At 61.9% G+C, this 20,383-nt stretch carries 26 protein-coding genes; 16 read left to right on the top strand and 10 right to left on the bottom strand.

Annotated elements, in window-relative coordinates:
- Position 1: 1 nt before the first annotated feature.
- Positions 2 to 895, bottom strand: a complete 894-nt coding sequence (locus AB4Z13_RS02440; RefSeq protein ID WP_113321544.1) for a LysR family transcriptional regulator — start codon at positions 893 to 895, stop codon at positions 2 to 4.
- A gap of 108 nt (positions 896 to 1,003) precedes the next feature.
- Here AB4Z13_RS02440 and AB4Z13_RS02435 point away from each other — a divergent pair, with 108 nt between their 5' ends.
- The 4 genes from AB4Z13_RS02435 to AB4Z13_RS02420 all read left to right on the top strand — a co-directional run bounded on the left by AB4Z13_RS02435 (position 1,004) and on the right by AB4Z13_RS02420 (position 4,181).
- Complete coding sequence (locus AB4Z13_RS02435; protein ID WP_442205711.1) at positions 1,004 to 1,411, top strand: (R)-mandelonitrile lyase; 408 nt, start codon at positions 1,004 to 1,006, stop codon at positions 1,409 to 1,411.
- On the top strand, positions 1,411 to 2,394 hold the full coding sequence (locus tag AB4Z13_RS02430; RefSeq protein WP_442205710.1) for an aldo/keto reductase: 984 nt from the start codon (positions 1,411 to 1,413) through the stop codon (positions 2,392 to 2,394). Before AB4Z13_RS02435 ends, AB4Z13_RS02430 begins: the two co-directional genes overlap by 1 nt.
- Before the next feature lie 25 nt (positions 2,395 to 2,419).
- On the top strand, positions 2,420 to 3,160 hold the full coding sequence (locus AB4Z13_RS02425) for an SDR family oxidoreductase (RefSeq protein ID WP_442205709.1): 741 nt from the start codon (positions 2,420 to 2,422) through the stop codon (positions 3,158 to 3,160).
- Between the two features lie 385 nt (positions 3,161 to 3,545).
- Positions 3,546 to 4,181, top strand: coding sequence for a DUF1062 domain-containing protein (locus AB4Z13_RS02420; RefSeq protein WP_442205708.1), 636 nt, complete (start codon positions 3,546 to 3,548; stop codon positions 4,179 to 4,181).
- 69 nt (positions 4,182 to 4,250) lie between these two features.
- On the opposite strand, the gene AB4Z13_RS02415 is transcribed toward AB4Z13_RS02420, so the two are convergent.
- The 3 genes from AB4Z13_RS02415 to AB4Z13_RS02405 form a co-directional block, all read right to left on the bottom strand.
- A complete protein-coding gene (locus AB4Z13_RS02415; RefSeq protein ID WP_442205707.1) occupies positions 4,251 to 4,784 on the bottom strand; it encodes an NUDIX hydrolase in 534 nt (177 codons plus the stop codon).
- Positions 4,785 to 4,921: 137 nt separating this feature from the next.
- Positions 4,922 to 5,926: an anion permease gene (locus AB4Z13_RS02410; protein ID WP_442205706.1), complete on the bottom strand. Its 1,005-nt coding sequence runs from the start codon at positions 5,924 to 5,926 to the stop codon at positions 4,922 to 4,924.
- Complete coding sequence (locus AB4Z13_RS02405; RefSeq protein WP_442205705.1) at positions 5,926 to 6,570, bottom strand: DUF47 domain-containing protein; 645 nt, start codon at positions 6,568 to 6,570, stop codon at positions 5,926 to 5,928. The genes AB4Z13_RS02410 and AB4Z13_RS02405 overlap by 1 nt, the downstream gene beginning before the upstream one ends.
- 111 nt (positions 6,571 to 6,681) lie before the next feature.
- Between AB4Z13_RS02405 and AB4Z13_RS02400 the strand changes: the two genes are divergently transcribed.
- Positions 6,682 to 7,236, top strand: coding sequence for an NUDIX hydrolase (locus AB4Z13_RS02400; RefSeq protein WP_439015249.1), 555 nt, complete (start codon positions 6,682 to 6,684; stop codon positions 7,234 to 7,236).
- A gap of 156 nt (positions 7,237 to 7,392) precedes the next feature.
- A complete protein-coding gene (locus tag AB4Z13_RS02395) occupies positions 7,393 to 8,418 on the top strand; it encodes a DUF1254 domain-containing protein (protein ID WP_442205912.1) in 1,026 nt (341 codons plus the stop codon).
- Between the two features lie 325 nt (positions 8,419 to 8,743).
- On the opposite strand, the gene AB4Z13_RS02390 is transcribed toward AB4Z13_RS02395, so the two are convergent.
- From AB4Z13_RS02390 to AB4Z13_RS02380, 3 genes are all read right to left on the bottom strand, one after another.
- Positions 8,744 to 9,586, bottom strand: a complete 843-nt coding sequence (locus tag AB4Z13_RS02390) for an isocitrate lyase/PEP mutase family protein (RefSeq protein WP_442205704.1) — start codon at positions 9,584 to 9,586, stop codon at positions 8,744 to 8,746.
- Between the two features lie 108 nt (positions 9,587 to 9,694).
- Complete coding sequence (locus AB4Z13_RS02385) at positions 9,695 to 10,456, bottom strand: ABC transporter permease (RefSeq protein WP_442205703.1); 762 nt, start codon at positions 10,454 to 10,456, stop codon at positions 9,695 to 9,697.
- Positions 10,453 to 11,379: an ABC transporter ATP-binding protein gene (locus AB4Z13_RS02380; RefSeq protein ID WP_113321555.1), complete on the bottom strand. Its 927-nt coding sequence runs from the start codon at positions 11,377 to 11,379 to the stop codon at positions 10,453 to 10,455. Before AB4Z13_RS02380 ends, AB4Z13_RS02385 begins: the two co-directional genes overlap by 4 nt.
- Positions 11,380 to 11,947: 568 nt before the next feature.
- Between AB4Z13_RS02380 and AB4Z13_RS02375 the strand changes: the two genes are divergently transcribed.
- The 10 genes from AB4Z13_RS02375 to AB4Z13_RS02330 all read left to right on the top strand — a co-directional run bounded on the left by AB4Z13_RS02375 (position 11,948) and on the right by AB4Z13_RS02330 (position 19,144).
- On the top strand, positions 11,948 to 12,889 hold the full coding sequence (locus AB4Z13_RS02375) for a helix-turn-helix domain-containing protein (RefSeq protein WP_442205702.1): 942 nt from the start codon (positions 11,948 to 11,950) through the stop codon (positions 12,887 to 12,889).
- Positions 12,890 to 13,062: 173 nt separating this feature from the next.
- A complete protein-coding gene (locus AB4Z13_RS02370) occupies positions 13,063 to 14,469 on the top strand; it encodes a DUF5939 domain-containing protein (protein ID WP_442205701.1) in 1,407 nt (468 codons plus the stop codon).
- Positions 14,470 to 14,579: 110 nt separating this feature from the next.
- Complete coding sequence (locus tag AB4Z13_RS02365) at positions 14,580 to 14,903, top strand: putative quinol monooxygenase (RefSeq protein ID WP_442205700.1); 324 nt, start codon at positions 14,580 to 14,582, stop codon at positions 14,901 to 14,903.
- 137 nt (positions 14,904 to 15,040) lie between these two features.
- Positions 15,041 to 15,373, top strand: a complete 333-nt coding sequence (locus AB4Z13_RS02360) for a BufA1 family periplasmic bufferin-type metallophore (protein WP_442205699.1) — start codon at positions 15,041 to 15,043, stop codon at positions 15,371 to 15,373.
- Between the two features lie 156 nt (positions 15,374 to 15,529).
- Positions 15,530 to 16,417: an MNIO family bufferin maturase gene (gene bufB, locus AB4Z13_RS02355; RefSeq protein ID WP_439015262.1), complete on the top strand. Its 888-nt coding sequence runs from the start codon at positions 15,530 to 15,532 to the stop codon at positions 16,415 to 16,417.
- A gap of 10 nt (positions 16,418 to 16,427) precedes the next feature.
- Positions 16,428 to 16,586, top strand: a complete 159-nt coding sequence (locus AB4Z13_RS02350) for a hypothetical protein (protein ID WP_439015264.1) — start codon at positions 16,428 to 16,430, stop codon at positions 16,584 to 16,586.
- Positions 16,586 to 17,371: an HvfC/BufC N-terminal domain-containing protein gene (locus AB4Z13_RS02345; protein ID WP_439015265.1), complete on the top strand. Its 786-nt coding sequence runs from the start codon at positions 16,586 to 16,588 to the stop codon at positions 17,369 to 17,371. The genes AB4Z13_RS02350 and AB4Z13_RS02345 overlap by 1 nt, the downstream gene beginning before the upstream one ends.
- Positions 17,368 to 17,871, top strand: coding sequence for a DoxX family protein (locus AB4Z13_RS02340; RefSeq protein ID WP_439015266.1), 504 nt, complete (start codon positions 17,368 to 17,370; stop codon positions 17,869 to 17,871). Before AB4Z13_RS02345 ends, AB4Z13_RS02340 begins: the two co-directional genes overlap by 4 nt.
- Positions 17,868 to 18,488 (top strand): sigma-70 family RNA polymerase sigma factor, encoded by a 621-nt coding sequence (locus tag AB4Z13_RS02335; protein WP_113321563.1) that lies wholly within the window; start codon positions 17,868 to 17,870, stop codon positions 18,486 to 18,488. The genes AB4Z13_RS02340 and AB4Z13_RS02335 overlap by 4 nt, the downstream gene beginning before the upstream one ends.
- On the top strand, positions 18,488 to 19,144 hold the full coding sequence (locus AB4Z13_RS02330; RefSeq protein ID WP_442205698.1) for an NrsF family protein: 657 nt from the start codon (positions 18,488 to 18,490) through the stop codon (positions 19,142 to 19,144). Before AB4Z13_RS02335 ends, AB4Z13_RS02330 begins: the two co-directional genes overlap by 1 nt.
- A 34-nt stretch (positions 19,145 to 19,178) precedes the next feature.
- Here AB4Z13_RS02330 and AB4Z13_RS02325 read toward each other — a convergent pair whose 3' ends face one another.
- The 3 genes from AB4Z13_RS02325 to AB4Z13_RS02315 form a co-directional block, all read right to left on the bottom strand.
- Complete coding sequence (locus AB4Z13_RS02325; RefSeq protein ID WP_439015271.1) at positions 19,179 to 19,661, bottom strand: GNAT family N-acetyltransferase; 483 nt, start codon at positions 19,659 to 19,661, stop codon at positions 19,179 to 19,181.
- A gap of 93 nt (positions 19,662 to 19,754) precedes the next feature.
- Positions 19,755 to 20,045: a hypothetical protein gene (locus tag AB4Z13_RS02320; RefSeq protein ID WP_442205697.1), complete on the bottom strand. Its 291-nt coding sequence runs from the start codon at positions 20,043 to 20,045 to the stop codon at positions 19,755 to 19,757.
- A 7-nt stretch (positions 20,046 to 20,052) separates the two neighbouring features.
- Positions 20,053 to 20,289: a hypothetical protein gene (locus AB4Z13_RS02315; RefSeq protein WP_037103012.1), complete on the bottom strand. Its 237-nt coding sequence runs from the start codon at positions 20,287 to 20,289 to the stop codon at positions 20,053 to 20,055.
- Between the last annotated feature and the right edge of the window lie 94 nt (positions 20,290 to 20,383).

The raw sequence follows: 20,383 nt of genomic DNA, 5'->3' as shown, positions 1-20,383 counted from the left end.
TTCAGCCGCGATAGCGCAGCGCATCCACCACAACAGCGAAGGCCGGCGTCGGTTGGCGCCGGCTGGGATAATAGAGATGGAAACCTGAAAAAGGCGGGCACCAGTCCGAGAGCACGCGAGTCAGCCGGCCCGCCTCGAGATCGTCGCCAATGCGGTCTTCCAGCACGAAGGCAAGACCCGCGCCGGCAAGAGCCGCCTTGACGGCCAGCGCACCGGTATTGACCGCGAGCTGACCCTCCACCCGCACGCGCAGCTCTCGGCCACCCTGCTCGAATTCCCAAGCATAGAAACCGCCAGCCGTCGGCAGCCGCAGATTGATGCAATTATGCTCCGTCAGGTCATGCGGCGTGTGCGGGCGATCTCGCCCCGCGAAATAACCGGGGGAGCCGACGACAGCCATCCTGACATCCGGGCCGATGCGGACGGCCACCATGTCCTTCGCAACCTGTTCGCCGAGCCGCACGCCGGCATCGAGGCGTTCGGCGACGATATCGGTCAGGCCGTTATCGACGAGGATTTCTATGGCAATATCGGGATATTGCGACAGCAGCCTCTCCACGGCCGGCAGGAGGATCAGTTCTGCCGCCTGTTCGCCTGCCGAAATGCGCACTGTGCCCGAGGGCTTGTCGCGCAGCGCCGATAGTTGCGCGAGCTCCGCGTTGATCTCATCCAGCCGCGGCCCGACCGACTGGATCAGCCGCTCGCCGGCATCGGTCGGCGAAACCTTGCGTGTTGTGCGCGTGAGCAGACGCAGCCCCATCCGCTCCTCGAGGCCGCGCACCGTCTGGCTGAGCGCCGACTGGGACACACCGAGCATGGCGGCAGCCCGTGTAAAACTTCCCTCGCGCGCGACGGTCAGGAAGGCGGCAATATCGTCAAGGTTGGTCCGGCTCATTCATAAGTTGCCCTAATAGGTTCATGCCGGTTTTAGCGTCTAATCGCAGAACTGCGTAGCCGCTAAATGAAGATCGGCAGAAATTATCCGCAGACGAGGATGCTCAACATGCAGATCAAGCGAAGCGGTTTCGCACCATCCGTAAAGGGACCGGAGGCCTTTTTCACCGGGACCGTGCGTCTCGACTCCCGTTTCGACAGCGATGATCCCGACCGCGTCGGCGGCGCCACGGTGACTTTCGAGCCGGGCGCACGCACCGCCTGGCATACCCATCCGCTCGGCCAGACGCTCATCGTCGTTTCCGGCCTCGGCTGGGCGCAGCGCGAGGGCGGCCCGATCGAAGAAATCCGGCCGGGCGACATAATCTGGTTCGCACCCGGCGAAAAACACTGGCACGGCGCCACGGCAGGCACCGCCATGAGCCACATCGCCATCGCTGAAAAGCTGAACGGCAGTCCCGTCGACTGGATGGAGAAGGTCACGGACGAACAATATCACCTGATGGAGACACGATAATGCAGAAGCGCAAACTCGGAACGCATGGCCCCGAAGTCTCGGCCCTCGGCCTCGGCTGCATGGGGCTGAGCTATGGCTACGGCCCGGCAACGGAAAAGCAGGCCGCCATCACCCTCATCCGCACCGCTTTCGACCGCGGCGTGACCTTCTTCGATACGGCCGAAGCCTATGCCCAGGGCGCCAATGAGGAACTGCTCGGCGAAGCCCTCGAACCCTTCCGCGATCAGGTGGTGATCGCCACCAAATTCGGCTTTCGCGACGGTGATGTCAGCAAGGGCCAGGACAGCCGCCCCGAGCGCATCCGTGAGGTCGCCGATGCTGCCCTCAAGCGGCTGCGCACGGATTGCATCGATCTCTTCTACCAGCACCGCGTCGATACCGAAGTGCCGATGGAAGATGTCGCCGGTGCGGTGAAGGATCTGATCGCTGCGGGCAAGGTCAAGCACTTCGGCATGTCCGAGGCCGGAGCCGGTTCGATCCGCCGGGCGCATGCGGTTCAGCCCGTCGCGGCCCTGCAGAGCGAATATTCCCTCTGGTGGCGCGAGCCCGAGAAGGAGATCCTGCCGCTGCTCGAAGAACTCGGCATCGGCTTCGTGCCCTTCAGCCCGCTCGGCAAGGGGTTCCTGACAGGCGCGATCACCGAGAACACCAGTTTCGACAAGACGGATTTCCGTAACGTCGTGCCGCGCTTTTCGGAAGAAAACCGCAAGGCCAATCAAGGCCTCGTCGCAGTGCTGAGCGGGATCGCTGCGAGCAAAAAGGCCACCCCGGCGCAGATCGCCCTCGCTTGGCTGCTCGCCCAGAAACCGTGGATCGCCCCGATCCCCGGAACCACCAAGCTGCACCGGCTGGAGGAGAATATCGGGGGCGCGGCAATCGAACTCACCGCTGAGGACCTGCGGGAGATCGAGACCGCCCTATCTGATGTCACCGTGCAGGGAGATCGCTACCCGGCGCACCTGCAGGCCCGCGTCGGCCGCTAAGTTGCCGGCCTTGAAAGGAGTTGTCATGACCGACAATATCAAGGGAAAGACGGTTGTCATCACAGGCGCAAGCAGCGGCCTCGGCGGAGCGACCGCCCGTCATCTTGCCAATGCCGGCGCCAAGGTCGTGCTTGGCGCCCGCCGGATCGACCGGCTCAAGGCGCTGGTGGCCGAGATCGGCTTGGTCGAGGATTCTGCCATCGAAACCGACGTGACACAGGCCGATCAGGTCAGGCACCTCGTCGATCAGGCCGTCCGCCTGCATGGTCGCATCGACGTTATCGTCAACAATGCCGGCCTCATGCCGCACTCTCCCTTGGAGCGCGGCAAGATCGACGACTGGGACCGGATGATCGACGTGAACCTTAAAGGCGTGCTCTACGGCATTGCCGCCGCCCTTCCCCACATGAAGGAACAGAAGAGCGGCCATATCATCAACGTCTCCTCGGTCGCCGGCCACAAGGTCCGCCCCGGCAGTGCCGTTTACGCGGCGACCAAGACTGCCGTCCGCGTCATCTCGGAGGGCCTGCGCCAGGAGGTGAAGCCCTACAATATCCGCACGACGATCGTCTCGCCCGGCGCGGTGGAGTCCGAACTGCCGCAGAGCATTACCGAGGCCGATGTCGCGGCCGGCATTGCCGATTTCTACGAACGCTACGCCATCCCGGCCGAGAGCTTCGCAAGGGTGGTCGCCTTCGCGATCGCCCAGCCTGACGATGTCGATATCAACGAGATCCTGTTCCGGCCGACGGCGCAGGAACTCTGACGCAGACGAAGCAACCTTCAGCACAAAGTTGCATAAATGCCGCAATGCCGCAGCCGATATCATCGGGCTGCGGCGTCGCTCTCCCCTTTGCGCCGATCATTTGCTATCCGTATCCGCGAAGAGCATAGGCGCATCGAGGTAGACTTTGCCTAAGTAAGTACCGGTCTCAATCCAGTTTCACCCCCATCGCCAGATAGCCGCGGGCTATCGGCGGTTGAACACGTTCATCGGGTGGCGGCAAGAGACCGGTTTGGCATTGTTCCGAACGCCAGTGCAGCTCCGCTGTCTCTGCTCTTCACCCATCCGAAAGCATCGCCACGCCGCGCCCTCATGGGTTTTCTCACGCGCCATCTTGGTGGACTTCCGAACGGAAGACCAAGATACTATGTGCTGTGCACTTCGGGTCCGATGGACCATTACCCCGAAAACCGCCCCCCAGCCCTGGATTGCCTGTGGCGGATGCGGCGGATTGAGAGCCTTTCAATCGAGCGACAAGATCCGGCTGAACGCCAATGGCCGCAAGCTGGATGCCTGGCTGATCTATAAATGCCTCGCTTGCGACAAGACCTGGAACCGGCCGCTCTTCGAGCGCAAGAATGTCCGCGACATCGATCCGGCAACGCTCGACGCGCTCCAGTCCAACGATGTCAAATGGATCCACGCCGAAAGCTTCAACCTCGACGCATTGAAACGCAAGTCGCAGCGCGTCGACGAATTCCCTGAATTCGAGATCGGCAAGGAGGTGCTGCGCGAGGCCATCGGCTGGACGCGGCTGGAGATCGAACTGGCGGTGCCCTTGCCTGCGGGCACACGCCTCGACCGTCTGCTGGCATCCGAGCTCAAGCTTTCGCGCACGCGGCTTCAGACGCTGCACGAGAACGGCCTGCTCCGGACGAATTCCGATCGCGCCGACATCCTGCGGCGGCGTATCAGGACCGGCATCGAAGTGGTGATCGATCTTGCGACCGTCGCGGATCGCGAGCTCTCCTGGGGACCCCTGGCGACCGGCAGTCCCCGCTAGCCTGTAACGCGAAGGCCCGTATGCCGGGCCTTCGTCATTTCAAAGTCCATTCCGCGCAACTGAAGGCCGTCAGTGCGATGCCGGCGACGTGGCGAGCGATACCGCCGCCTCATGCACCGGCCGCCGTCCGGGGATCCGACGCGGCTTCAGCCGGTCCTGCGATGTCAGGGGATTGTCCGCATCGATGCACCGGAAGAGTGCCTGCAGCTCCGGCTCTTCGACAAGTAATGCTGCTTCCGCCGGAGAAATCCAGATCTTCTGCCTCTCGGCATATTCGCGAAAATGCGCGGCCTCGCTCTCCAGCCGCAGCAGATGAACAGAAACCCTCAGCGGCGTCACGTGATCCTTCAGATAGGTGTAAAAGCCAATCGGCTTCTTCCTGACCCTGCCGATGATGCCAGCCTCTTCGAAAGCCTCGCGCTGGGCGCAGCGATAGGGCCTTTCCTTTCTTCCGAGATTGCCCTTCGGGATCACCCATCGTCCGGTATCGCGGCTGGTGACGAGCAATACGCTCAGCCTTCCGCCTCTCTCGACGCGGCAACAAATGGCGCCGCACTGGTCGATCTCGCGGCGGCCTGTCTTTGCCGGGGTTTCCTCATTCAATTCAGATAAATGCCTGGATAAATGCATGGTCCGCTCGTTGTCTCCTTCTCCTTGCATGGAGAATAGAGCGCAACATCCGATCGAAAATGGCGACCCCTAAAATTAGGGTATCCGATACATCGAGCGGACCCCTGCCCTTAGGCAAACAGGCTTGCAATCCCATAGCAGGCGGCCGCGATGGCAGCGGCAGCCGGCATGGTGATCACCCAGGCGATGACGATGTTGCCCGCAACACCCCAGCGCACGGCCGACAAGCGTCGCGCGGCGCCGACACCGATGATCGCTCCGGTGATCGTATGCGTCGTCGACACGGGAATGCCGAGCCAGGTCGCGGCAAACAGCGTCAGCGCCCCGCCGGTCTCGGCGCAGAACCCCTGCATCGGGTTGAGCCTGGTGATTTTCGAGCCCATCGTATGCACGATCCGCCAGCCGCCGAAGAGCGTGCCGAGCGCCATGGCCGACTGGCAGGAGATGACCACCCAGAGCGGCACATGGAAACTCGGGCCGAGCTGCCCCTGGCTGAAGAGAAGAACGGCGATGATGCCCATGGTCTTCTGCGCATCGTTGCCGCCATGTCCGAGCGAATAGAGCGAGGCCGACACGAACTGCATGAAGCGGAAGGTGCGGTCGACAGCAAAGGGCGTCTGGCGCACGAAGAGCCAGAAGACGACGAGGACGAAGAACAGCGCAAGCAGGAAGCCGATCGCCGGCGACATGAAGATCGCGCCAACCGTCTTCAACAAGCCGCCCCAGACGATGGAGCTGAAACCGACCTTCGCCCATCCTGCCCCGACAAGCCCGCCGACCAGCGCATGCGAAGACGAAGAGGGAATGCCAAACAGCCAGGTGACGATGTTCCAGACGATCGCCCCCATCAGTGCAGCAAAGATCACCTGCGGCGAGACGATGGCCGGATCGATAATGCCGGTGCCGAGCGTTTCGGCAACATGCAGGCCGAAAAACAGGAAGGCGATAAAATTGAAGAAGGCCGCCCAGCCGACGGCATATTGCGGCCTGAGAACCCGGGTGGAAACGATGGTCGCAATCGAGTTTGCCGCATCATGCAGCCCGTTCAGGAAATCGAAGAATAGCGCCACACCGATCAACCCGATCAGCAGCGGAAGGGAAAGAGAGGCTTCCATCAGACGTTCTCGATGACGACGCCGCTGATTTCATTGGCCACGTCCTCGAACCGGTCGACGATCTTTTCCAGATTGGAGTAGATCTCGCTGCCGATCATGTAGGCCATGGCATTGCCGCTGGCGCCATGCCGGCGATAGAGGTCCTTGAGCCCCTCGTCATGCAGTTCGTCGGAGCGGCCTTCGACCCGGGTGATCTCTTCGGCGATGACAGCCAGCCGCTGCGCATTCGCACCCATCTTGTTAAGAAGCGGGATTGCTTCCTCCATCAGGGCCGCCGCCTTGACGATCTCCCCGCCCATCTCCTGCATCAGCGGGTCGAAACTCGTCTGCTCGAACAGGCGGATGATCTTCACCGTCTTGTGCATCATGTCGATCGCATCATCCATGGACTGGATCAGATCCTTGATGTCGCCGCGGTCAAAGGGCGTGATGAAGCTGCGCCGGACAGCAACCAGCACTTCGCGGGTGATGTCGTCAGCCTGGTCTTCCAGTGCGATGATCTTGTCGCAATTCTCCTGAACCGCCTCGCCCTTCAACAGCTTTTCCATAGCATGGGCGGCTGCGACGACCGTCTCCGAATGCCTGCAGAACATCTCGAAGAAGCGGTCCTCCCGCGGCATCATCTTGCGAAACACGCTCATCATCTCGGGCGATCCTTCCTGAACCGGGGACTGTCGTAGAAGACTGTCATAAATCTGTCATAAAGCGTCGCAGGCAATTGATCGAAAAAGTAAAATTTGACAATGCTAGATGTCATGAAATCCCGCAAAAAAGGCGCAAAATCCTACGCCGGACCCTCAAAGCCCCTGCTGAAGCAGCTTGCAGAAAGACCCGAGAAGCTTTTCTCAGGCGCCTTTCGCCAGCAATATGGCGCGCTCTGCTTCCGTTACCGAAACGGCGGTCCCGAGACTGATCACCCCGAAATCGAAGTCCTCGTCGTCACCACGCGCGACAGCGGCCGCTGGATCATTCCCAAGGGCTGGCCGATGAAAAAGAAGAAGCCGCATGAGGCAGCCGCCATCGAGGCCTGGGAGGAAGCCGGCGTGCGCGGAACGGTGAGCAAGCAGCCGGTCGGCCGCTACACCTATCTGAAGGAGCTGGATGACGGCGACGTCGCGCCCTGCATCGTCGATATCTTCCAGATCGAAGTGGAGCATACGCAAGGGCAGTTCCGCGAAACCGGCCAACGCATGCTGGATTGGGTGAGCCCCGACGAAGCGGCACGGCGCGTGCGCGAACTCGAATTGAAATCCCTGCTCGTCGATTTTCACCCGCGGCACGGCAAGCGGCAGCGCAGGAAAAAGGCCTGAGCCGCAGGTGTTGCTGCCCGCCATTTACGGCGTGGTTTACGGTAACGTACTTCTCCCGAAATCGGGCCTGTGAAAGGCTTTTCCTCGGAAAATTGACCGAAACGGGAGAGAGCCATGAGGTGGTCAAAGCCTGCACCTGCATTAGTGCCTGTCCGCATTGCCTACCGTGCCGCCATCGCCACGCTGGCACTTGCGCTCGCCTCACAGGCCGGGGCGCAGACGGCCAAGCCGGTCACCGTCGACAATTTCGCCCGCGCCGAATCCGATCTCTATTTCAGCAATGCCGTGAAGGACGGCGGCGGCAAGACCGGTATCTTCAACCATCATCGCGAACCGATGGACATCGATCATCAGTCCGTGATCCGGGCCAACCGCGATACGCTCTATTCATCCGCTGTCATCGATCTCGATGCCGGGCCGGTCACCATCACGCTTCCGGACGCCGGCAAACGCTTCCGCTCGATGCAGATCATCAACGAAGACCATTACGTAGTCGGCGATGTGAAATATGACGCCGGCAGTTACACCTATGATCGGGCAGCGGCCGGCACGCGCTACATCCTCGTCGGCATCAGGACCCTCGTCGATCCCAACGACCCCGATGATGTCAAGCAGGTCCATAATCTCCAGAACGCTCTCACCATCAGCCAGGCAAATGCGGGAACGTTCGAGATCCCGGACTGGGACAAGGCGAGCCAGAAGAAGGTCCGTGACGCGCTGATCGTGCTGGGCACGACCATTCCGGATTTCAAGGGCGCCTTCGGGGCGAAAGATCAGGTCGACCCGATCCGCCATCTCATCGGCAGCGCCGTCGGCTGGGGCGGAAATCCCGAGAAGGACGCGATCTACCTCAACGAGACACCACCGAAGAACGACGGCAAGATGGTCTACCGGCTCTCCGTCAAGGATGTTCCCGTCGACGGCTTCTGGTCGGTCAGCGTCTACAATGGCAAAGGCTACTACGAGAAGAACAAGCTCAATGCCTATACGCTAAACAATATCACCGCTGACAAGGAAGCAGACGGCGCGGTCAAGGTGCAATTCGGCGGCTGCGACGACAAGATTGCCAATTGCTTGCCCGTAATGAAGGACTGGAATTACACTGTCCGCCTCTACCGCCCGCGCCAGCCGATCCTGGATGGAAGCTGGACATTTCCGGAGCCTCAGCCCGTGGGGAAGTGAGGAGCGGAGTATGAGGCCCTTGCTGAGAAGGATTGCAGTGGGACACCCCCTCTGCCCTGCCGGGCATCTCCCCCACAAGGGTGGAGATCGACAAGCGGCATGCTCCTCCCTCTCTCTACCAATAGCCGGGCTGCAAACGCCTATAGTTTGGGGAAGCCGATTCCCCCAGCCAATCTCCACCCTTGTGGGGGAGATGGCCGGCAGGACATAGGGGGTGATCCTTGCGCCGACACCCGCTCCTCAAGCGGGCTTCATCGAAGAATCCCGATGCCGTAAAAGCGCCGAAGGCGAAGGTCGTGGTTGAGGCGCGCGCGTGCCAACGGCCTTACTGTCGGTCGCCTCGCTTCTCCTGCGACATAAGCTGGCTGAGCGTTGCTGCCGGGATCGCATCGGCGGCATAGGTGAAGGTGCCGGATGATCTCACCTCCTCGGCCGCCCGCAGCAGTGCACCAAGTGCAGCGCGTGCAAAGGACCCGCCGACACTCACTCGCCGCACGCCTGCCGCCGAGAGTTCGGCAACGCTGTAGCGCGGCCCCTTCAGGCCCATCACCACATTGACGGGCTTGTCGACCGCGGCGCAGACGGTTCGGATCGCGTCGATATCAGGCAGACCGGGCGCATAGAGCACATCGGCGCCGGCTGCCGAGAAAGCCCGCAGCCGCTTGATCGTGTCATCGAGATCGGGTCGCTCCCAGAGAAAATTCTCCGCCCTCGCCGTCAGCAGGAAAGGCAGCTTCCGCGCCGCCTCCGCCGCGGCCTGTACGCGCTCGACGGCCTGCGAGAGATCATAGATCGGCCTTGCCGGATCGCCGGTGGCATCTTCGATCGATCCGCCGACCAGCCCGACCGCAGAGGCCAGCCGGATCGTTTCGGCGCAGATCTCCGGCGCGGCACCAAACCCGTCCTCGAGATCGGCCGATACGGGAAGATCGGTTGCCCCGACGATCTCGCCGGCATTGTTGAGGGTTTCGTCGCGCTTCAGGCTCGCAAAGGAATCCCGCTTGCCCTTGGAAAAGGCATAGCCGGCGCTGGTCGTTGCCAAGGCCTCGAAACCAAGGCTCGTCAGAATCCGGGCCGAGCCGGCATCCCATGGGTTCGGAATAACGAATGCCGCATCCCGCTGATGCAATGCCCTCAGTTGATCGAACTTCGCCTGTTGCTCCGCCACGACTCTCCTCCTCCGCAAATGACAATGAGGCCAGACTAGCAGTCGCGAACAAAATGTGAACGATTTTGTGCCGCCTACTCGGATTTTGCTGGTGGCTGCGGCCACCCATCAGTTGCGTAGCCGATACCCCGTCTTGAAGATCCACCCGAGCGTGCTCAGGCAAATCACCAGAAACAGCGAGATCATGCCGAGGCTGACCAGAGGATTGACATCGGCAATCCCGTAAAAACTCCAGCGGAAGCCGCTGACCAGATAGAGCACCGGATTGAAATGGCTGACCGCCTGCCAGAAGGGCGGCAGCATGTTGATCGAGTAGAAGCTGCCGCCGAGGAAGGTCAGCGGCGGCACGACGAGCATGGGGATGAGGTTCAGCTGCTCGAAATTCGTCGCCCAGATGCCGATCATGAAGCCGAACAGGCTGAAGCTGATCGCCGTCAGCAGGAAGAACAGCACCATCATGAAGGGATGCTCGATCCGAACATCGACGAAGATATTGGCCGTTACCAGGATGAGGACGCCAATGAGCAGCCCCTTGGTGGCCGCCGCCCCCACATAGCCGATCAGGATTTCCGTCATGGCGACGGGGGCCGAGAGGATCTCGTAGATCGTGCCGGTGAATTTCGGGAAATAGATGCCGAAAGAGCCGTTGCCGATGCACTGGCCGAGCAGCGTCAGCATGATGAGGCCGGGCGTGATGAAGGCGCCGTAGGAAACGCCCTCCACCTGCTGGATGCGCGAGCCGACGGCCGCCCCGAAGACGATGAAATAGAGCGAGGTGGAAATGACGGGCGAAATTACGCTCTGAAGCAGCGTGCGCCGGGTGCGCGCCATCTCGAAGTAATAGATCGACTTGATCGCTTCGAAGTTCATCTTGCGCCTCCTACCAGCGATACGAAGATATCTTCGAGCGAGCTCTGGCGCGTCGAGAGATCCCGGAAATGGATATTGTTTTCGCCAAGCCGCGTCAGAAGCGATGCCACGCTCTCGTGCTCGTTGTGCGTATCGAATTCATAGACGAGGCGGTTGCCCTCGGCCTCGACCGACAGGCCGTTGCCGGCAAAGCAGTCCGGAAGCTTCTCCAGCGGTTCGTTGAGTTCGAGGATAAGCTGCTTGCGGCCGAGCTTGGCCATCAGCGCCTGCTTGTCTTCGACGAGCAGCAGTTCGCCGCCATTGATAACGCCGACGCGGTCGGCGATCTCTTCGGCCTCTTCGATATAGTGCGTCGTCAGGATGATGGTCACACCTGAGGCGCGCAGCCGCTCGACGACATGCCACATGTCCTTGCGCAGCGTCACGTCCACGCCCGCCGTCGGCTCGTCGAGGAAGAGGATCGAGGGTTCGTGCGACAGCGCCTTGGCGATCAGCACGCGCCGCTTCATGCCGCCGGAGAGCTGGCGCAGCGTGTTGTCCTTCTTGTCCCAGAGCGACAGGTCGCGCAGCACCTTTTCGATATGGGCGGGGTTGGCCTTCTTGCCGTGCAGCCCGCGCGAAAAGCTCACCGTATTCCACACCGTCTCGAACTGGTCGGTCGTGAGCTCCTGCGGCACGAGCCCGATCAGCGTGCGTGTGGCGCGGAAATCCTTCACCACATCATGTCCATCGACGATGACCGCGCCGCCGCTCGGATTGGCGATGCCGCAGATGATTGAGATCAGCGTCGTCTTGCCCGCCCCATTCGGCCCAAGCAGCGCCAGGATTTCGCCGCGTTCGATTTCGAGGTTGATGCCCTTTAGCGCCTGGAAGCCATTTGCATAGGTCTTGGTGAGATTTTGGATGGAAATGATCGGTGCCATGGGGCTCTTTGCGGATATCAGATCGAATTCGCCCGCTATATAGCCCCTTTGTGAAGCTTTGACATCCGCAAGGGCCTGAACACAGCATTCACACGATCCGGGTATCCGCCAAAAATGTCAGGCTCGGACGTCCATCCACAGGACAGATCGGGCCTATGAAAAGAAAATCACCGCCCGGTTTGCCGATGTCATCAATCGGTGATGTTCCTCCCTCATAAACACACCCGAGGACAGCACCGGTCTCCGCCCGCCGCCCACCCCTTTGCGGAGCCGCCCTCATGGCGATCTCGTTACGCCTTCTCTGCTGACCTCGGCATTGTAGTGAAATTTATTGTCAGTCACGAAATGCAAGGAACCGGCTCAGTACCCCTGTTCGGCCGCGTTCGTCTAAGCCGGCCCTGTGCCGGCTTTCTTTTTGCCCTGCAGACGAGAACCGATAGAACGAAACAAGGTCTCCAGCGTGCAGCATTCTGCCTGCAGCAGCCTCATTTCAACCACCGGAACACTTCAACCCGCCGCCAAAAACCTCTACCCTGATATCAGCACAACCTGGATTGGCCGAACTGTCATGAACGAGTTGCACTCCATTTCGCCGTCAGGACAAAAGCTCGTCTCCATCGAAGAGATCGTCGACATCAAGCCGCGACGGCCGATGGCGACGACGCGGGATCGGGGATGGAGCGGAGTGACTGTCGATCTTTATCGGCCGCGGCTCGATTGTTCGCAGACCTATCCGGCCCTCGATCACCACCTGATTTCTTATTGCCCCTCCGGCCGCGCCCGGCTGATCCAGCGGCGCGACGGGGTCGTCCACGAGGGCACGATTTCGGCCGGCATGTCGCTTCTGATGCCGGCGGGCTGCGTATCGACGTGGGAGGGCCGCACGCCAACATCGGCGCGGCTGCGTGTTCCGGCCCGGCTGGTGGCAGCCGCGGGCGAAGAGCTTGGGTCGCGCGCGGCAAGCATCGAAATCAGGAATATATTCGAAACCCGCGACAGGCTGATCGAAAATATGGCGCTCGTGCTGCTCGCTGAACTGGAGCAGCAGGCCCATCCCGCCCAGGCGCTGATCGTCGACCAGGTCTCTGCCGCCCTCGCCGCGCATCTCCTGAGGGCCTATAACGCCTTCGGCATTGCGGAGCGCCGCACGCTGCCCGGCCTCGGCAAGGCCGAAATCAAGCGCATCACCGACTATATCGAGGACAATCTCGACCGGATGATCGGGCTTGCGGAACTGGCGGCCCTCGTCGATGTCAGCCGCTTTCATTTCGCCCGGCTTTTCAAGCAGAGCACCGGCGTAAGCCCGATCAATTTCGTCGAACAGCGCCGGATCGAGCGCGCCCGGGTGTTGATTGCCGAAACCGATACGTCGCTGGCGGAAGTGGCCCTTGCGACCGGCTATTCGGACCAGAGCCATTTCACCCGGCGTTTCCACCGCCTGACGGGTGGCACGCCCGCCGCTTTTGCACGCGAGTACGGACGTCGGCTGCGGCGGCGCCCGCCGAATTAGGGCCAGGTTTTGCGCGAAGCAAGCGGCCGCCTGCACGGAGCGATCAGCTGTTTCGCTCCGGTACGCAAAAGGTTACTTTAAGGCGAAAAAATAAACGGCTCGCCTGCCTGCCGCCACCGCCCTATTTTGTTCCTCTCGGCCCTGTTTTTGAGCCCTATCTGATGGGATGAGCGATGCCCGATATAACCAACCGCGTCATGGCCGTGCGCCAGCATGTCGACGAAACCGTTGCCAGCGCGATGGCGCATCTGATCGAAGACGCGCCGGATTTTCGCCTGAACCGCGTCAATCCGCTGGCCTTTGCGCGGGCGAACGGGCTCGGCGAACAGGAGAGTATCGCAGCCTTCCTGCATGCCACCCAGTTCGGCCTTTTCGAACTCTCCTGGAACGTCGTCTGTCAAAGCTGCGGCGGTGTGCTCTATCAGGCGGAATCGCTGCAGGGCATCGACCAGCATCACTATAATTGTTCCTTCTGTTCGCTCGATTGCGAACCGACGCTCGACGAAACCGTAGAGATCACCTTCACCGTCGACCCGCGCATCCGCCACATCGCCGCCCACGATCCCGACAGCCTGCCGCTCTGGGATTATACGCGCCAGATTTTCTGGAGTTCCGGCAGCGATCTGCCCGAACATCTTGCCCCCATCGTCGGCGAAGTCGTTCTCGACGCGTTTGAGATTGCGCCGGGTGCGCGCATGGGCCGCCAGGTTGAGATGAGTGAGGGTGTGGCCATCCTCTTCGATCCCGTGACGCACAGCTCGCGTTTCCTGGAGGTGACCGGCGAACCAACCGACGGCCAGCGCCTGTCGATCGAGATCGATGACGCGCACCAGGCCGGCGAAACGTTGCAGGTGGCGCCCGGCCTTCTGACGCTCGATCTGGAAAATCGGACGAACCGCAGGATAATACCGATCCTCTGGATCGCCGGCGAGGCGCTGGAGGCGATTCTTACGCGGCGTGTGCCTGTCCTGACCGCCAAGCGGCTGCTCACCCACCAGACCTTTCGGGATATCTACCGCACCAATGTCCTCGATATCAACCAGCGCTTCAGGATCACCAGCCTGACCTTCCTGTTCACGGACCTGAAGGGATCGACCGAACTCTACGAGCGGATCGGCGACCTTGCGGCCTTCGATCTGGTGCGTTCGCATTTCCAGCTCATGCATCAGGTCGTTTCCGCCCATGGCGGCGCGGTGGTCAAGACGATCGGCGATGCGATCATGGCAACCTTTCCGAGCCCGGCGCAGGGCGTGGCGGCCGCGCTCGACATCCGCAAGGTTATCGATGAACTCAACCGGCGCGACAGCCGCGACGACCTGTTCCTGAAGGTCGGCCTGCATAGCGGCCCCTGCCTTGCCGTGCTGATGAACGAACGGCAGGATTATTTCGGCCAGACGGTCAATGTTGCCTCGCGCCTGCAGACGATCGCCACCCCGGACATGATCTTTGCAACGACACTGGTGGTCGAGGACGAGGAGGCGCGTGCGCTGCTTGCCGCGCGCGGCCGCAGCCTGCATGGCACCACGGCCTTCCTGCGGGGGCTCAGCGGCGAAATACCGGTCTACGGCATTCCCGCCTGAACTGAACGTCAGGCGGTAGCAAGCCGGTACCAAGAGCCGCAACACCCTTCAATACTGGCCCGGATTTTTCACCCTTAATGGCTCGGACAGGCCATTGAGGGGAATTTACGATGAACGAACTTGCCGCCGTCATTCCGTTCCGCGCCAGGACCGGAAACGGAGAGGATGTCGCGCGCCTGATTGCAGGCGCGCTGCCGCACGTCGAAAGCGAGGCCGGCACGACGACCTGGCTCGTGCTGCGCTCTGAAGCCGATCCCGACCTGATCTTCCTCATCGATCTCTTCACCGATCACGAAAGCCGCAATGCGCATATGAGCGGCGAAGCGGCAAAGCTGATCTTTGGGAGTGTTCCGCCGCTGCTCGCCGAGCCGCCCTCCATCCATCCCGCAACGATCGTTACGCGCAAACCCGCGCCCGGCAAAGGCAGGATGTGAGCGTCCTGCGCAGAACAAAAGAGGCAGCAGGAGCAGGTAACCTTTCGACCGCTGCAGCGAACTTCAAGACAGGCGGATCGCACCGCCCCAGGCGACTGAACAGTCTTCTGGCCATCATCGAAAACCGGAGAACAACAATGTCCAATCGCATCTTGTCCACGCTTGTCGTCGGAGCCTTCGCCAGCGCCATCGGTGCCCTCACGGCCCTGCCGGCCGGTGCGGAAGAATTCACCGACGCGCAGAAGAAGATCCAGGCGGAACATACGGCCCTGGTGAAATCCGGCAAGGTCGAGCCCTGCTTCGGCACGGCGCTGAAGGGCCAGAACGATTGCTATGCCGGCGCCGGCACGACCTGCGCAGGCACGAGCACCGTCGATTACCAGGGCAATGCCTTCAAGCTCGTTCCGACGGGCACCTGCACCACCATGTCCACGCCAAAGGGCGCCGGCAGCCTCACTCCCAAGGCCTGATCCGACGCCGATTCGGGAGGCTTGCTCCGGGCAGAACCGGATGACCGCCCGCCGGAAGACTGCCCCGAGGACCGACATCCTCCCAAGACTTGCCTCCCGAAAAGACCGGCCCGCTCCTGCGCGGGCCGGTCCCACCCGACCGATGCCAGGTGCCCCATGCAAAATCCAGACATTGCCTTCACTGATCAAGACATGCCGGCCCGCGCCGGTGTCGGCCTCAAGGCGGAGCATTACAGCCACATCATCGAGACCCTGCCGGATATCGGTTTCTTCGAGGTGCATGCGGAAAATTACATGGGCGAAGGCGGCCCGCCGCATCGTTATCTCGCCGCCGTGCGCGAACATTATCCGCTGTCGCTGCATGGCGTCGGCCTGTCGATCGGCGCCGACCGGCCGCTCGACAGGCAGCATCTTTCCCGGCTGAAGGCGCTGAACGAGCGCTACCGGCCCGCACTCTTTTCCGAACATCTCGCCTGGTCGTCGCATGATGCCGGTTTCTTCAACGATCTCCTGCCGCTGCCATACACAGACGAGACGCTGTCTCGCGTCGCCGATCACGTAGACGAGGTGCAGCAGGCGCTCTGCCGGCAGATGCTGCTCGAAAACCCCTCGACCTATCTGGCCTTCTCCGAAAGCACCTGGTCTGAGATCGACTTCATCGCCGAGATCGTGCAGCGCACCGACTGCGGCCTGCTGCTCGATGTCAACAATGTCTACGTCGCCTCCACCAACCAGCGCTGGGACGCCGTCGCCTATATCGACGCCTATCCGCTGGAGTATGTCCGCGAAATCCATCTGGCCGGCCACGCGGGCGAAGCTGACGAGGGAGACCGGCCGCTGCTCATCGACACGCATGATCGCCCGGTCGATGCCATCGTCTGGGATCTCTACGCCCATGCGCTCTCCCGTGCCGGACCGGTGGCGACGCTGATCGAATGGGATGCCGATCTTCCGGAATGGCCTGTTCTGGCCGAGGAAGCGGCGCGCGCCGAAAGGCTGATGCGCGAGGCGGCCTTGCACCATCCACGCGCGGCCGCCGAATGAGGAGCCCCAGATGACCGGCCACAGAGTTGCCATCTACTATGCCTGGGATCGATCGCGGGAAATTGCCGCCCCGATGGGCAGCGTTGCCACACTCTGGAGTTCGACCGCCGGCGGTCTCGATAGTCTGCGCCGGTTCTGGCGCAATGTCGTCACACGGGGGATCGGCTGATGCCGACGGCACCTTCGACCGCCAAACGCCAGCATGATTTCGCCAAAGCCCTTCTGGACCCCGCGCAACCCTTGCCCGAAGGTCTGGTCGGGCCGGATGGCCGGCCCAGCCTGAGGCGCTTCAACGTTTACCGCAACAACGTCATCGCCGGACTGACGGCGACGTTGAAGGATGCGTTTCCGGCCGTGGCGCGCATCGTTGGCGACGAGTTCTTCCTTGCCATGGGGCGGATCTATGTCGCGCTCGATCCGCCCACCTCCCCGATCATGCTCGATTATGGCCGGGGCTTTGCCGATTTCATCGAGACTTTCGAACCCGCGGCAAGCCTTCCCTATCTCGCCGACGTGGCGCGCATCGAACGGGCCTGGGTGGAGGCTTACCATGCCGCCGAGGCAGAGCCGATCGCGTCCGGGGCCTTTGCCGCAATCAAGGCCGATGACCTGCCGCATCTCAGCGTCGTGCTGCATCCCTCGCTGCGCATCGTGCGCTCGCCCTTCCCGGCGCTGACAATCTGGCGGATGAACCTTGCGGACGGGCAGCCGGCCGAAGTGGATATATCCGCCGGCGGCGAAGACATATTGCTGCTGCGCCCCGGCGCAGATGTCGAAGCGCGCGCGCTGCCGCCGGGTGCGGCCGCCTTCATCATCGCACTCGGCAAGGGGCGGACGATGATCGACGCGATGAAACAGGCGCTGGAGGACAGTCCCCGTTTCGACCTGCCTGCCTGCCTCTCTGGCTTGATGACGGCACGCGCTTTCACCGCATTCGGGAGCGGCAGCAAATGACGGACACCCGCTTTACGCCTGCCGCACTTTATCTGCGGCTTCTCGACATCGTCAGCCTGATCGGCCTCGCCGTCGCCCCGCCGGTCGTGCGCATTGCGCTTGCGCTGCCCTTCCTGCGCTCGGGGCTGACCCGCTGGGACGGCTTCCTGCAGCTCTCGGTCGGCACGCAATTCCTGTTCGAAGACCAGTTCAAGCTGCATATATTCGGCAATCTCTACGGTTTCCCCGCCCCCGATACGGTCGCCCTTCTCGTCGGCTGTGCGGAGATCGCGCTGCCGGTCCTGCTGCTGGCAGGCTTTGCCACGCGCCTTGTCGGCCTTGCTCTGCTGATCATGAGCGGCATCATCCAGCTGGTCTTTCCAGACGGCTGGGTGAATTTTCACCTCTACTGGGCTGCCCTTGCGCTCGCCGTCATGGCGCTCGGCCCCGGCCCGCTGTCGCTCGACTATCTCATGTCACGCCTGTTTGCCCGCCCGCGGAAAAGGAGCGCGCCCGCATGAGCGAGGAGCGTGGCGACCGACTGAAACTCGTCTCCTCCCGGCCGGCGGGCTCTGACATCAGGCGCGCACGCCATCGCGAGCTCGACTGGACGATCCTGATGGCCCGCGCCCAGGATGGCGATGCTGCCGCGTATCTTCGCCTGCTGCAGGAGATCACGCCCTATTTGCGCTCGCTGGCGGTGCGCTATCACCGCGACCCGAGAGACGTGGAGGACACGGTTCAGGATATCTTGCTGACCATTCATTCGATCCGCGAAACCTACGACCCGACCCGGCCCTTCGGCCCCTGGCTCGTCGGCATTGCAAACCGGCGCGCCTTCGACCGGCTGCGCCGGCAGGGACGCCAGCGCGCCCATGAATTTCCGCTGTCGAGCGAACATGACGCGGTTGCAACCAGTAACGATATCGAGGAAGCTGCCAACCGGGTTCATCTCGAAGGCGCAATCAGCGACCTGCCGCCGGCGCAACAGCAGGCGATCAACATGCTGAAACTGAAGGAAATGTCGCTGAAGGAGGCTGCCAGAGAGAGCGGGATGTCCGTCACGTCGCTGAAGGTAGCCACTCATAGGGCGCTGAAAAGCCTTCGCAAGATCCTTCTCGATCATGGTGAGCCGTGATGGAGACCTCCGATCTCATCCGGTCTCTCGCGGACAATGTCACACCCGTCAGGCGGCTGCGGCCGCCGCTGCTGCGCGCCGCCCTCTGGCTGGCGCTCGCCTTCGCGCTGATGGGCATCCTGACGATGATCCATGGCCTGCGCCCGCAATTTGCCGAACGCATGGCCGATCCCGTCTTCCTGACGGGCATGCTGTCCTCGCTCGCGACCGGCATTCTCGCGGCAATCGCCACATTCATGATGAGCCTGCCCGACAAATCCCGTCTGTGGATGCTGCTTCCGCTTCCCACGCTCGTCATCTGGATGGCCAATATCGGCTATCAGTGCTTTGCCGGTTGGGTGGCGCTACCGCCGGCCGCCGTCACCGTCGAGGCCGCCACGAGCTGCCTGCTGACGCTCATCGTCACCAGCATTCCACTCTCTCTGCTGATGCTGATCATGCTGCGCTACGTCGCCTTCCTGCGGCCGGTCTCCGTCGCACTCATCGGCAGCCTCGCCGTCTCGGGCATCACCTCCTCGGCACTCTCGATGTTTCATCCGCTGGACGCGACCGTGATGGTGCTCGGCTGGAACCTCGGCACGGCAGTGTTCTTCGTGGTGATCGCCGCGATCATTGGGCGCAATGCGTCGCAACGCGGCGGACAGACGCTTCCATGATCGATATCGTCGCTGTAACAAAGGGCTCCCGCCCTCAGAGATCCCTGTACATGACAAGCGCATCGACAAACCCAAGTGTGGGATGGCGAAACGCACCCGGAAGCCGGCCGACCACCTGAAAATCGAGCGACTGCCACAGCCGCACTGCCCGCTCGTTCGAACTGACGACGAAATTGAACTGCATGGCCCGGAAGCCGCGCTGGCGCGCATGGGCAAGCGAGTGCTGGTGCATGATGCGCGCCACACCCTGGCCCGCGGCCTCCGGCGCGGTCATATAGCCGCAATTGCAGACGTGATTGCCGCCGCCTGCCTGATTGGCCTTGATATAATAGGTGCCGATGATGCTGCCGCCGTCATCGGCGACGAATGTTTCCTTCTCGGAACCGAGCCAGTAGCCGAGCGCATCGGCCTCGCTCATGTCGCGGTCGAGCGTATAGGTTTCACCCGCCCGGATGACAGGCTCCAGGATAATCCAGATGGCGCTGCGGTCTTCCGCTCTGGCAGGTCGGATCAGCATGATCGAATGTTGGCATGAGGAGATGGCGCTCTGCAACTGCGGCATGGTGCCTGGAAGGGTGCGGCGGAACAAGATGACGTGAAGGCAGCCGGTTCAGTCGTTGACGCTTTCGAGGATATCGTCGAGAAGCCGCTCGGCATAGCGCATCGTCTCGAACTGTTCTTCCAGCGACAGCTTGTGCGCAACGCATTCCGCCCGGATGGCGGTTCTCAGCTTCGCCAGCAGGGCAGCCTGTTCATAGGGCGTGAAGGCGCTGTCGCGAACGGTGATCTTCGCGATCGTCTCCAGAATGGCGATCCTTCCCTCCACCTGCCTTGCCGAGCCGACATAGGATGGCCGCTGCGGTCGGAGGTTGCGGCGCGGGAATGTTACGACATTGCTCATGGGCCCCTCACAGGGCCGGTGTCTTGAAATCGGAGCCTGACAGCATGGTGTGCAGCTTGTATTCGCTGTCAGCACCCTGCCGGTAAAGGTCGATTGTTATACGAGCGAGTTCGCGCGCCTCTGCGCAGTCGCGTGACCAGCCGCGCTCCGCGCAAAGCTTGTCGAAAGCCTTCTGCACGATCGCAAGCTCCACAGCACCAATCCAGCGGTCCGCAGGCGCATCCGCCCCGATCTTCGGTTGCATGATCTCCTCCTGATCGCTCCATAAAGATGCTGCCAAACGCGCAGAGAGGCAGAGAGTTCCACACAAAATACAGGACGCAAAAATTTTCCTGGGA

Origin of the sequence: Rhizobium sp. YAF28, assembly GCF_052113285.1 — a bacterium.
In the GTDB taxonomy this organism is placed as follows: Bacteria; Pseudomonadota; Alphaproteobacteria; order Rhizobiales; family Rhizobiaceae; genus Rhizobium.
Note: the sequence above shows the minus strand (reverse complement) of the source record. Positions and strands in the feature narration are given on the sequence as shown.